Origin of the sequence: Paenisporosarcina sp. OV554 (assembly GCF_003058165.1) — a bacterium.
In the GTDB taxonomy this organism is placed as follows: Bacteria; Bacillota; Bacilli; order Bacillales_A; family Planococcaceae; genus Paenisporosarcina.
In genome coordinates this window covers 22,130-34,097 of record NZ_QBUC01000005.1, presented here as the reverse complement: position 1 = coordinate 34,097, position 11,968 = coordinate 22,130, and the positions used below count along the sequence as shown (strand labels likewise).

The following is an 11,968-nucleotide window of genomic DNA, read 5'->3' as shown; positions in this document are numbered from 1 at the left end:
ACATACCGTAATGGGGTATGTTTTATTGAAAAAAAAGACTGCGATTCCGCAGTCTAATTTTAATTTCCGATTGTGTAGCCTTGTTCTTCAATTGCATTTGTAATATGTTCAACCTCTACAGCATCTTTATTAAATTCAACATTGACTGTACCAGAATCTAATTGAACTTGAACATTATCAACACCTGAAATTGCTGTAACACTGTTCTCAATTGCTTTAACGCAATGTCCGCAAGACATGCCTTCTACATTTAACGTTACGCGATCTACCATAATGATTCCTCCTCATTATTTACGCATTAATTTTTGGACGGTGGTTAATAATTCGTCTAATACTTCATTCTCTCCTGCAGCTAATCGTTCTTTTACGCAGCCTTTTAAATGCCCGTCGAGAAGAACTTTTGCCACACTGTTTAATGCTGATTGAGTTGCTGATAATTGGGTAATAATATCATCACAATACACATCTTTATCAACCATGCCTTTGATGCCGCGTATTTGTCCTTCAATTCGATTTAAACGAGTCGTTAAATCTTTTTTTACGGAATCAGGATGGTGACTTTTTCGACAAGTAGTGGTATCCAGAGAATCTTCATTTGGTGAAACATTTGATGCTTGAATCATGAATTAGCACCTCCAGATTTTCTATAGTATAAAGTACCTCGATGGGGTATGTAAAGAGATTGCAATCAGAAAACCCCAAACTCTGTAAAAAGTTTGGGGAGTTCATTAAAGGTGTCTTGGTTCTGAAATTTCATGTAGAGCTTGTGACGCTTCGTGAGCCGTTTCACTAGGAACTGATAAATCAGCTAGTGCCACAAAACCAACAATAGAGTCATTTTTAATTACTGGCAAACGTCGTATGCGATGTTGAGCCATGATTTCAGCAGCTTCTAGTGAAGTTGACTCGGGACCAACAGAAATGACTTCATCGGACATCACGTCTTTTACGAATCTTTTACCATTTTTGGCGACAGATCTCGTTACGATGTCACGATCAGTAATCATACCAATGACACGAGTACCTTCAACTACTGGCATGCAGCCAATATCCAGTGCTCTCATACTTTGAGCAATTTCTGAAATCAAATCGGTAGGGTTACATGTCACGATATCACGTGACATAATGTCTTTAATTTTCATACAACTCCTCCTTTAATATTTCTTAGTATGATTTACAAATGATTAAAATATGTAACAAAATTGAAAGAATTAAAAGTGGATAAACGTGGTATAATATGTATATAAAATAAAAAGTCAAATTTTTTAAACGATTTACTTGAAACTTTTAGTGAATAAATGCGTTCCTATAAACTAGAGGAAAGATAGAGGTGGATTGTATGACGAAAGAAGTTGATTTGAGAAAAATCGTTTCGAACTTGTCAAAGTTGGGTGTCACCGTTACTCTGACAAAATCTCGTCTCGAAATGTTAAAAGCATTGGCATCACCTGCTCAAAATCCACAATCACAAGGCTGACTTAACAACATAGATCATACAATCGAAACACCTACAATAGAGTAGGTGTTTTTTTTTGCAAATTTTTAAGTTAGCCTAACATTGAAATTAGCTACTCTTATGGAAGTATTCAGTCCATTTGTCTGTCATAAAAGGAATTGGGTAGATAAAATAGTTGTGAAGTGTTAACGAGAGAATTAGTCATTATGCATCATAACAAAAGAAATATTTAGAATTTTCAAATCACATATTGTAATTGTCAAAGATTTGTAATATGCTCTATTTATGAAAACGATTTCATACATGATTATTTGGAGGTGTTCCTATAGGAGGGTGAGCGCATGTATACCATTAAAGATGTTGCCTTAAGGGCTGGGTTGTCTCAGGCTACTGTATCGAGAGTGATTAACAACCATCCATATGTTAGTGATGATAAGAAGATTGCCGTGAAAAACGCGATGGAAGAACTTGGATATGTACCTAATTCTTCAGCTCAACAAATGCGAAATGTAAAAACAAAGAAAATTGCTGTCCTCGTTTCCCGTATTGCCAATCCATTCTTTAGTCAATTGGTCGATGCGATGGAAAAAAGAGCTGCCACATACGGCTTTCAGTTAATCCTTTGCAATACTAGGATTGATAAGGCAAAGGAACTTGAATTTTTCAAGCTTCTCATATCTAAGCAAGTAGATGGCATTATTATGGCCTCGGTTGAAAATCATTGGTCAGTGATTGAACCTTATACAAAGTACGGTCCAATCATTTACTGCAATGAATACGATCCCGATGCTACAGTCACCAGAGTCAGACTAGACCAAATTGAAGGCGGTTACATTGGTACCAAGCACTTACTTGAAAAAGGGCATTTTAAAATTGCCTACTGTCAAGGTAACGACAGTAGCGTTTCTGTCAATCGTCGTAAAGGTTATTTAAAAGCGATTACAGAGGTAGGAATTGAACCAGTAAAAGAATGGATGTTTCGAGATGTTTTCACGATTGAAGACGGGCGAGACATCTTTAGAAAGATTAAACAGCTGTCTAAACCACCAACGGCTGTATTCAGTGGCAGTGATGAAGTAGCTGCAGGCATCATCCATGAAGCAAAAAAACATTCATGGCATGTGCCAAATGATCTGGCTGTCGTAGGATTTGATGACCAGCCCATTGCAGAACTACTCGATCCACAAATCACGACCATCAATCAATTCACCACAGACATAGGGTATCGGTCGATGGATGTGATGATAGAGATCATTAACAAAACGCGAATAAATGATGCACAGGACATTATATTACCTATTCAATTAATCGAACGACAATCCACATAAAACGATAGGGGAGATTTACTTATGAAACTTTGGAACAAAAAAGTGGCAGGTGCCACGATTTTAACAATGAGTATGCTTTTAGGAGCATGTAACGGTACGGATAAGGAAACAACGGATACAAAAGACGGTGATACATCTGAGAAGAAAGTTGAAATCGTTTATGCAAGTGGTGTTGATGTCACTGGCGCAACAGATAAGCTAATTGCAGCATTTGAAGAAAAAAATCCGAATATTACTGTTAAACGACAAGAAATGCCAGCAGATACGGGTGCATCACACGATCAATACGTAACAACTTTCAGTAGCCAAAGTGCAGAAATAGATGTATTTGATGCTGATGTAATCTGGCCAGCTGAGTTTGCACAAGCTCAATATGCGTTAGAACTAGATCGCTTTATTGAAGCAGATGGAATCAACATGGATGATTACTTCCCTGGTACGGTTCAATCTGGTAACTTTAACGGTCGTCAATACGCAATGCCGAAATACACAGATGCTGGACTGCTTTTCTACCGTAAGGACATCGTGGAAACACCACCTAAAACATGGGATGAGCTTTTCGATATGGCAAGTGAGTTAAAAGGCAAAGAAGGTACTGAGTTTGGTTACCTGATGCAAGCAAATCAATATGAAGGATTAGTGTGTAATGCGGTTGAATTTATCGCAGCTTACGGTGGTCAAGTTGTAGATGAAAACAATGAAGTTGTTGTAAATACGCCTGAAACTGTTGCAGGTATTACAAAAATGGTTGAATTCGTTAACTCTGATTTCGTTCCTAGTAATATCTTAAGTTTCCAAGAAACTGAAACAAACAATGCATGGGTTGGTGGTCAATCAGTTTTCGCTCGTAACTGGCCATACATGCAGTCGACTTCTGAAGACAAAGAAGCTTCTAAAGTAGCTGGAAATGTTGGTTTCGCAGTCCTTCCGTCTGGTGACGACACGAACGCTGCAACACTTGGTGGCTGGATGAGTATGATTAATCGTTATAGTGAAAACCAAGAAGCTGCTTGGGAATTCGTGAAATTCATGTCTGGTCCTGAAGGTCAAAAAATCAGTGCTGTTGAAGGTGGACGTGCTCCAACAATTGCATCGCTTTATGAAGACGAAGAAGTAAAAGAAGCAGCAGTACTATTTTCAAATGAAGAGTTCGTAGCTACACTTCAAAATGCTGTACCAAGACCAGTATCACCAATTTATCCAGTAATCTCTGATATCATGCAAGTTGAACTTTCAAAAGCACTTGCTAAAGACATCACTCCTGAAGAAGCTGCGAAAAACATGCAAGATAAAATTGTTGCAGCAATGGCAGAGTAATAGAGAAAAGTTTTAAAACGGATAAGAGTTCAGTCCGAATAATAAGGGGAGGTGGAACGCTCGCCTTCCCTTATATTAATTAATAAGAGGTGATACAGTTGAAGTTTGAGTTGAGTGAAAAACAACTTGGTTATTTGATGGTCGCACCTGCCCTACTACTCGTTATTATGATTACGTTATGGCCGGTTGCCCAATCTTTTTATAACAGTTTGTTCGACTATCGTTTGAATGATCCTTCTCGATCAGAGAGGTTTGTAAAATCCAATGTCGATTTGGAGCGCTATGCAAACGATTTCTTTTACTTATCACGAGATCTTGAAGGTTTAGCTGGCCAGGCACCAAACCAAGATGTTGCAGATGCGGCAACTAAGATAAGTAAAGATATCGAAGCCTATCATGAAAAACTGTTAGCGATGGATGGACTTAGCGAACAATATGAAGAAGTTGAAGGTCGCCTTGCTTCCTTTACTGCCATTTCAGATAGAGAATTAAAATATGCAGAAGTTGATAAAGACTTTGCAAGCGACTATAAAGATTTCTTGACGAGTGCGGAAAAAGAAATAACAACGCTTTCTCAGAATTCTGAAGATGAAGCTTTTAAAACCGCATCAGCAAATGTTGCGGGGGCCATTAACTCTTCTAACCGCGCGATTATTGAATCTAACTTTATTGGCTTAGGCAACTATTCAAAATATTTACAAAGTGAACGTATGTGGAAAGCTCTGGGGAATACGATGTTCTTCACTGTAGCATCAGTTGGGGTTGAGCTTGTTCTCGGTTTACTTATTGCCTTGCTGATTAACCGTGTCTTTATGGGTAGGGGGCTGGTTCGGGCATCCGTACTAATTCCTTGGGCGATACCAACCGCAGTTGCAGCCATGATGTGGGCCTTCTTATATGATGGTCAAACAGGTATTGTTTCTCACTACTTTGAACAGTTTGGTTTAATTCGAGATGCTTCTGTTCTTTTATCAACAGGTACAGGTGGTATGTTCTCAGTCATATTTGCGGACGTTTGGAAAACAACACCGTATATGGCCCTTCTATTACTTGCTGGACTGCAAACGATTTCGGGTTCTTTGTATGAAGCAGCGGAAGTTGATGGAGCGAATAAGTGGCAACAATTCTGGAAAATTACATTACCAATGTTAAAGTCAGCTATTTTAGTAGCTTTATTATTCCGTACTTTAGATGCCTTCCGAGTGTTTGATCTAATCTTCGTTCTTACAGGCGGAGGACCAGCTAACTCGACGGAATCTATTTCGATTTATGCGTACATTACATTGTTCTCACAACAAAACTTCGGCGCAGGTTCTGTTCTTTCTGTAATCGTATTTGCTTGTGTAGCAATTATTTCAACTCTATTTATAAAATTCATCGGGTCTGATCTTTTTGCAGGACGATCGAGTCGATAAGGGGGAATCAAGATGAATAAACGTCCAGGTATTTGGTTTTACATATTTCTAGTCGTGTTTGTATTTTTCGTGATGTTCCCTTTCATCTGGGTCTTCCTCACATCGATCAAACCGCCGGGTGAAATTTTCAACAATTTTAAATGGTTTACATCAAATCCATCACTAGAATCTTATGAAAATGCATTAACAAATCGTCCTTTAGTTCGTTATATGATGAATAGTTTTATCATATCTAGCTTAACAACGATTATTGCGATTGCATTCGCTTCAATTGCTGCATATGCACTGACTCGACTTCCAATTAAATTTAAAGGGTTGATTTTAGGCGTGATTTTAGCGGCATCTATGTTTCCGCAAATCGCAATTATTTCACCAATCTACAACTTTATTACAGCAGTGGGTCTTCGCAACAGTTATATGGGACTCGTAATTCCTTACATAACCATCAGTCTGCCTCTTGCAATCTGGATTCTTGCTACATTCTTTCAGAAGATTCCTTGGGAACTTGAAGAATCAGCAAAGCTTGATGGAGCAACACCTTTTCAAACTTTCCGTAAAGTTATTTTTCCACTTGCAGCACCAGGTGTATTTACGACAGGTATTCTGGTGTTTATTGCCGCGTGGAATGAATATTTATTTGCATTAACCATCAACACAGAGGATACATGGCGCACGGTGCCAGTCGGAATCTCCTTCTATCAAAGTCAATTTACGATTCCTTGGGGGGATATATCAGCTGCCACTGTCATAGTGACTATCCCTATTGTTATACTGGTGTTGATTTTCCAAAGAAGAATAGTCGCTGGATTAACGTCTGGCTCAGTCAAAGAATAGAGGAGTGCTATAAATGAAAGTAACAGTATGGAATGAGTATCGTCATGAACAACAACATGAAGAAGTTCGAAAAATTTATCCGGACGGAATACATCAAGTTTTAGCATCTGCACTAGGCGAACAAGGCTTCGATGTGAAAACAGCAACATTAGATGAGCCAGAACATGGACTAACAGATGATGTTTTAAACAATACAGACGTTCTTATTTGGTGGGGACATCTTGCACATGAAGAAGTGAGCGATGAAGTTGTTGAGAAAGTTCAAAAGCGTGTATGGGAAGGAATGGGACTAATTGTTCTTCATTCTGCTCATTTCTCTAAAATTTTCAAAAAACTTATGGGCACTGGTTGCGATTTGAAATGGCGTGAAGCAAAGGAGAAAGAACGTCTTTGGGTTGTCGATCCAAGCCATCCAATCGCTGAAGGAATTGGTGAATACATCGAGCTTGAAGAAGAAGAAATGTACGGCGAACATTTTGATATTCCAGCACCTGAAGAACTAGTCTTCCTTAGCTGGTTCCAAGGAGGAGAAGTGTTCAGAAGTGGAGCAACTTTCAAACGCGGTAACGGAAAGATATTTTACTTCCGTCCAGGACATGAAACGCACCCAACTTACTACAATAAACAAATTCAAAAAGTAATCGGTAATGCTGTCAAATGGGCAACACCATCAACACGAGACTACCCGGTCTATGGAAATTCAAAGCCACTGGAAAAGCTTAAAGGCTATAAGGAGGAATAGAGAATTATGACAAAATTAAAAATTGGTGTCATCGGTACAGGAAGTATTGCAAAATATCGTCATTTAGTCGAGTATGCTCGAAATAATGAGGTAGAAATTGTTGCGGTATGTGATATTAATCAAGCTCGAGTAGAAGAAGTTGGCGCGAATTTTGGAGCGGCTAAAACATTTACTGATTACAATGATTTATTAAAAGAAGACCTTGATGCGGTAAGTGTTTGTACACCAAATTACTTACACGCACCAATTTCAATTGCTGCATTAAAAGCAGGCAAGCACGTTCTGTGCGAAAAACCAATGGCAACAAGTGAAGTAGAAGCAGATCAAATGATTGAAGCTGCAAAAAATAGCGGCAAAACATTAATGATTGCTCACAACCAACGTTTTGTTAAATCTCATCAGCTAGCAAAAGAATGGATCACTTCAGGAAAGCTCGGTAAAGTATATAGCTTCAGAACAGCTTTTGGGCATCCAGGACCAGAAACATGGAGTGCAGAAGGAAAAGACAGCTGGTTCTTTAAAAAGGAGGAAGCATTTATTGGGGCAATGGGTGACCTTGGTGTTCACAAAACAGATTTAATCCGCCATATTTTAGGTGAAGAAATTGTTGAAGTTGCTGCAATGGTTGAAACAAGTTCGAAGAAAAACGCGGACGTAGACGACAATGCAGTTCTTATTTTAAAAACAGAGAGTGGCATCATCGGCACGCTCGCTGCCAGCTGGTCTTATAATGGGACAGAAGATAATTCAACTGTTATCTATGCAGAAAATGGCGTTTTACGTTTGGAAGATGATGATACTTTTTCAGTTGTTTACCATAAAAATGACAAAACAAAAGAAGAACTTAATCTTGGTCAAATACAATCCAATGATGAAGGTGGTCAAGACACTTCTGGCGTTATCGACCATTTTGTAGAATCGATATTGTCGGGAAATCCACCTCTTATTACGGGCGAAGAAGGCAAAAAATCATTGCAAGTCATTTTAGGTGCCATAACATCAAATGAAACGAAACAAATTGTAAAGTTATAGGTGATGAAAATGGAAAAACTTAGAATCGGATTAATAGGAGTGGGCGGAATTGCTGTTTCAAGGCATATTCCCTCCTTTTTGACATTAAGCGATCATGCCGAGTTAACTGCAGTATGTGATGTGAATGGAGAGCGGGCAGAATCGGTGGCAACTGAATTCTCGATTCCTTTTCACACTTCACAATACACGGAAATATTTAATCATGTAGATGCAGTTACGATCTGCACGCCAAATAAATTTCATGCTGAAATTGCTATAGCGGCCTTGAATGCGGGCAAACATGTGTTATGCGAAAAGCCAATGGCGATGACAACAAAAGAATGTGAGTCGATGATTGAGGCATCTGAGGCTGCTGGAAAAGTGCTAATGATTGCTTATCATTATCGTCACATGAAAGAAGCGCGTGCAGCGAAAAGATTTATTAATGAAGGTGAAATTGGCCGTCCACTCGTTTCGCGTGCACAAGCCATTCGACGACGAAAAGTACCAGGTTGGGGCGTTTTCACTAACAAAGATCTACAAGGTGGTGGAAGTTTAATCGACTTTGGTTGTCACTTCCTAGATTTAGCACTGCATTTAATGGACTTTCCTGAAATTGCAGAAGTATCAGGTTCTACATACAACGAGTTAAGTAAACAACCAGAGGTAGTTAACCAATGGGGGGTATTTGAACCTTCCACTTTCGAAGTAGACGACCACGCAACAGCCTATATTAAATTTAAAGATGGTGCCACACTATTATTTGAAACATCATGGGCTGCAAATCTTGCGGATGACAAAGAATCAGTAAGTATATCAGGTACTATTGGTGGGCTTGATGTGTTTCCATTAGTACTGTATCAATCAAAGTACGGTATGTTATTAGATCAAAAAGCTTACTGGATATCAGATGACGATGATCCTGGAATTCCGCAAGCGATGAATTTTATTGAAAGTTGTAGAGGAACTCAATTGCCACTTGTTAAGCCACAAGAAGCGCTAATTGTTTCCAAAGTCATCGAAGCTATTTATATGAGTAGCGAAACCGGTAAAGCAATTTCGTTCACGTAAGGAGGAAATGGAAATGAAGTTAGGCGTATTTACAGTGTTATTTGCACAAAAATCATTTGAAGAAATGCTTGATTATGTAAAACAATCAGGCCTAGGCGCAGTTGAGATTGGAACGGGTGGCTATCCTGGTACTGACCATTGTCCAATTGATGAACTGTTAGAGGATGAAGGGAAACGAAATCAATATTTGGATGCTGTAACCTCTCGCGGATTAACAATTAGTGCATTTAGCTGTCATGGAAACCCTGTTTCTCCAGATGCCACTTTAGCAAAAGATAGCGATGAAGCATTACGAAAAAGTATTAAACTAGCTCAACTTATGGGTGTCCCTGTTGTTAATACATTCTCTGGAACACCAGGTGCAGACGATGATGCTAAACATCCTAACTGGCCTGTTGCACCATGGCCAAATGAATATGGGGATATTTTAACGTGGCAATGGGAGAAAAAATTGATCCCATATTGGAAAGAAATTGCAGAAATCGCTAAACAGGCTAACGTTAAAATTGGTCTTGAATTGCATGGTGGTTTCTCAGTTCATACACCATATACCATGTTAAAACTTCGTGAAGCAACGAACGAATACATTGGTGCAAACCTTGATCCGAGTCACTTATGGTGGCAAGGAATTGATCCTGTTGGTGCCATCAAAATACTTGGTAAAGAAAATGCAATCCATCATTTCCATGCAAAAGATACGTTTATCGACCAAGACAATGTAAATATGTATGGTCTGACTGATATGCAACCTTACAGCAAAATTCGTTCGCGTGCATGGAATTTTCGTTCAGTAGGGTGTGGACATTCCGTGCAAGAATGGTCAGATATTATTAGTGCTCTTCGCACTTATGGCTATGACTACGTTGTCAGCATCGAACATGAAGACCCAATCATGAGCATTGAAGAAGGTTTCCAACGTGCAGTGTCTAATTTGAAATCAGTTGTGATTAAAGAACAACCAGCTGACATGTGGTGGTTATAACTCTACATTGATTATATTTTACAAGTGACATGGCTTTGTCACTCAGCTTTACGGGAAGCTTTGAAAAGCATCATGGACTCAATCTTTACCTAATAAATCCATAAAAGGGAGATGTGACGTCGTCACATCTCCCTTTTACAATTACAAATAAATCCTGTGGCACGGATGCTTTCGACGCTCTCCTACAAACTTAGGAAAAAGTATTTTTATCTTTTTGTTTACTAATGAATCATCACTCTTTTCAACAAACCAAGTAGCCGAAGATACAATTTCGGCCGACCATCTACTTAATGTAACTATCAATTCATTAGTAAATTAAACAATTATTACTATGCCCGTTAAGGTTTCAAGGGAGCGAAGGCTCACACCCGCCGCATGATGATTTTAAAAAAGAGAGTTGGGCGAGTGACGAAGTCACAAGCCCAACTCTTTATTCTTTAAACCATGGTGCAGCAGATAGGCGTCAGAAGCGACCTGGAAACCTATTAGTATAGTGAAGAAATCAAGGTTTCATAGATTCATGTATACATATATTATTCATCTTCAGAAGAGCCAAACATATAAGTACGATGATGAAACTTCATACTAAAGACCAATCCAAGTGCAAGCATATTCCCCATTAACGAACTACCCCCATAACTAATGAAAGGAAGCGGGATACCCGTAATCGGTAACAGCTGAATGGTCATGCCGATGTTTTGGAATACATGGAATGTAATCATGGCAATAATACCAGCACATACATACGTACTAAACGGATCTTTTAATTGCAGAGTGATTTTTGTTAAATGGTAAATTAACAAGAAAAATAAACTCACGACAATGCTGGCTCCAATAAAGCCGTATTCTTCTCCAATAACAGTGAAAATAAAGTCGGTATGATTTTCAGGAACATATACTTCACGTCCTTGATAGCCCTTACCGGTAATTTCCCCTGAGCCTATGGCCGACATGGCATTAAGTAAATTATACCCTTCTCCAGAGGCATAAGATTCAGGATCTAACCATGAATAAATTCGACCAAATTGATAGGGTTTAAAGCCGAATTTATCCGATAAGAAATCCTGCATATAGACCGCCATCCAGAGCAGGGTCCCCCCCAATACTGCAGTTCCTGCAAAGATAGGCAATATTAGTTTCCAAGTAACACCACCAACAATAATCATAGCTGCGGTGATAGCTAGAAAGACAAGAGATGTTCCTAAATCTGGTTGTTGCATAATAAATAGTAAAGGAACTAATGCAGTAGCAATTATTTTTCCGAGAAGAATTAAATCTGTTTTAAACGTTTTTAACACGTGATTTTCATGATGTTTACTAATCATCCGTGCCATCGTTAAAATAAAGAATGTTTTCATGAACTCAGAAGGTTGAATGCTCCCAATACCAGGTAGATGAAACCAACTCTTTGCGCCCCCACGTTCTTCAGCGATTTGTCCTTCTCCCCCAGGTGCTAAAACGAGTGCGATTAAAACAAAAATGCCAATGCCATAAAGAATCCAGGCCATTTTTTTATATTGTTCTGGATCGAAAAACATAGTAAAGCCAATAATTGCTGCTCCGACAATGTACCAGAATGTTTGGCGAGGGATAAAGTTGATTGGATATTGTCCTGAAGTTTGTGCCGATGAAATCGCAAGCAAACTGACGATAAAAAGAAGTAATACAATAAAAGCAAGCGTCCAGTCAAAACGGTCCGCAAAACCTTTGTTATTTTCCATAGTTGTCACCTAAATTTCTATTTTGAAGTTATAACCTATTAATTATAGCGCAAATGGCTTATAAATGCTTGTGAAGTATGTACTGATATGA

The 11,968-nt window shown here is 38.8% G+C and carries 13 protein-coding genes; 9 read left to right on the top strand and 4 right to left on the bottom strand.

Annotation, left to right across the window (positions count from 1 at the left end):
* Positions 1-59: 59 nt before the first annotated feature.
* The 3 genes from copZ to C8K15_RS05890 form a co-directional block, all read right to left on the bottom strand.
* Entirely contained in the window at positions 60-272 is a 213-nt protein-coding gene (gene copZ, locus C8K15_RS05900) for a copper chaperone CopZ (RefSeq protein ID WP_108585498.1), read from the bottom strand.
* Positions 273-287: 15 nt separating this feature from the next.
* Positions 288-623, bottom strand: coding sequence for a metal-sensitive transcriptional regulator (locus tag C8K15_RS05895; RefSeq protein WP_108585497.1), 336 nt, complete (start codon positions 621-623; stop codon positions 288-290).
* 105 nt (positions 624-728) lie between these two features.
* Positions 729-1,142, bottom strand: coding sequence for a CBS domain-containing protein (locus tag C8K15_RS05890; protein WP_108585496.1), 414 nt, complete (start codon positions 1,140-1,142; stop codon positions 729-731).
* 197 nt (positions 1,143-1,339) lie between these two features.
* Here C8K15_RS05890 and C8K15_RS20565 point away from each other — a divergent pair, with 197 nt between their 5' ends.
* The 9 genes from C8K15_RS20565 to C8K15_RS05850 all read left to right on the top strand — a co-directional run bounded on the left by C8K15_RS20565 (position 1,340) and on the right by C8K15_RS05850 (position 10,156).
* Positions 1,340-1,477 (top strand): Lmo0850 family protein, encoded by a 138-nt coding sequence (locus tag C8K15_RS20565; RefSeq protein WP_196810304.1) that lies wholly within the window; start codon positions 1,340-1,342, stop codon positions 1,475-1,477.
* A gap of 320 nt (positions 1,478-1,797) precedes the next feature.
* On the top strand, positions 1,798-2,784 hold the full coding sequence (locus C8K15_RS05885; protein ID WP_108585495.1) for a LacI family DNA-binding transcriptional regulator: 987 nt from the start codon (positions 1,798-1,800) through the stop codon (positions 2,782-2,784).
* Between the two features lie 21 nt (positions 2,785-2,805).
* On the top strand, positions 2,806-4,101 hold the full coding sequence (locus tag C8K15_RS05880) for an ABC transporter substrate-binding protein (protein WP_108585494.1): 1,296 nt from the start codon (positions 2,806-2,808) through the stop codon (positions 4,099-4,101).
* 137 nt (positions 4,102-4,238) lie between these two features.
* Entirely contained in the window at positions 4,239-5,516 is a 1,278-nt protein-coding gene (locus C8K15_RS05875; protein WP_108585687.1) for a carbohydrate ABC transporter permease, read from the top strand.
* A 12-nt stretch (positions 5,517-5,528) separates the two neighbouring features.
* Positions 5,529-6,350 carry a carbohydrate ABC transporter permease gene (locus C8K15_RS05870; RefSeq protein ID WP_108585493.1) on the top strand — a complete coding sequence of 274 codons (822 nt, stop codon included), beginning with the start codon at positions 5,529-5,531 and terminating at the stop codon, positions 6,348-6,350.
* A 13-nt stretch (positions 6,351-6,363) separates the two neighbouring features.
* The gene (locus tag C8K15_RS05865) at positions 6,364-7,092 is read left to right on the top strand and encodes a ThuA domain-containing protein (protein ID WP_108585492.1); all 729 of its coding nucleotides are present in this window, start codon (positions 6,364-6,366) and stop codon (positions 7,090-7,092) included.
* Positions 7,093-7,098: 6 nt separating this feature from the next.
* Positions 7,099-8,124, top strand: a complete 1,026-nt coding sequence (locus C8K15_RS05860; protein ID WP_108585491.1) for a Gfo/Idh/MocA family protein — start codon at positions 7,099-7,101, stop codon at positions 8,122-8,124.
* Between the two features lie 9 nt (positions 8,125-8,133).
* Positions 8,134-9,174 carry a Gfo/Idh/MocA family protein gene (locus tag C8K15_RS05855; protein ID WP_108585490.1) on the top strand — a complete coding sequence of 347 codons (1,041 nt, stop codon included), beginning with the start codon at positions 8,134-8,136 and terminating at the stop codon, positions 9,172-9,174.
* 13 nt (positions 9,175-9,187) lie between these two features.
* On the top strand, positions 9,188-10,156 hold the full coding sequence (locus C8K15_RS05850; RefSeq protein ID WP_108585489.1) for a sugar phosphate isomerase/epimerase family protein: 969 nt from the start codon (positions 9,188-9,190) through the stop codon (positions 10,154-10,156).
* Positions 10,157-10,689: 533 nt separating this feature from the next.
* Here C8K15_RS05850 and C8K15_RS05845 read toward each other — a convergent pair.
* Complete coding sequence (locus C8K15_RS05845; protein ID WP_108585488.1) at positions 10,690-11,877, bottom strand: FtsW/RodA/SpoVE family cell cycle protein; 1,188 nt, start codon at positions 11,875-11,877, stop codon at positions 10,690-10,692.
* Between the last annotated feature and the right edge of the window lie 91 nt (positions 11,878-11,968).

Coding starts and splice junctions, on each gene's coding strand:
- C8K15_RS05890 (WP_108585496.1), bottom strand. CDS start 1,142: ATGAAAATTAAAGACATTATGTCACGTGATATCGTGACATGTAACCCT.
- C8K15_RS05895 (WP_108585497.1), bottom strand. CDS start 623: ATGATTCAAGCATCAAATGTTTCACCAAATGAAGATTCTCTGGATACC.
- C8K15_RS05875 (WP_108585687.1), top strand. CDS start 4,239: ATGGTCGCACCTGCCCTACTACTCGTTATTATGATTACGTTATGGCCG.
- C8K15_RS20565 (WP_196810304.1), top strand. CDS start 1,340: ATGACGAAAGAAGTTGATTTGAGAAAAATCGTTTCGAACTTGTCAAAG.
- C8K15_RS05865 (WP_108585492.1), top strand. CDS start 6,364: ATGAAAGTAACAGTATGGAATGAGTATCGTCATGAACAACAACATGAA.
- C8K15_RS05850 (WP_108585489.1), top strand. CDS start 9,188: ATGAAGTTAGGCGTATTTACAGTGTTATTTGCACAAAAATCATTTGAA.
- copZ (WP_108585498.1), bottom strand. CDS start 272: ATGGTAGATCGCGTAACGTTAAATGTAGAAGGCATGTCTTGCGGACAT.
- C8K15_RS05845 (WP_108585488.1), bottom strand. CDS start 11,877: ATGGAAAATAACAAAGGTTTTGCGGACCGTTTTGACTGGACGCTTGCT.
- C8K15_RS05880 (WP_108585494.1), top strand. CDS start 2,806: ATGAAACTTTGGAACAAAAAAGTGGCAGGTGCCACGATTTTAACAATG.
- C8K15_RS05860 (WP_108585491.1), top strand. CDS start 7,099: ATGACAAAATTAAAAATTGGTGTCATCGGTACAGGAAGTATTGCAAAA.
- C8K15_RS05855 (WP_108585490.1), top strand. CDS start 8,134: ATGGAAAAACTTAGAATCGGATTAATAGGAGTGGGCGGAATTGCTGTT.
- C8K15_RS05885 (WP_108585495.1), top strand. CDS start 1,798: ATGTATACCATTAAAGATGTTGCCTTAAGGGCTGGGTTGTCTCAGGCT.
- C8K15_RS05870 (WP_108585493.1), top strand. CDS start 5,529: ATGAATAAACGTCCAGGTATTTGGTTTTACATATTTCTAGTCGTGTTT.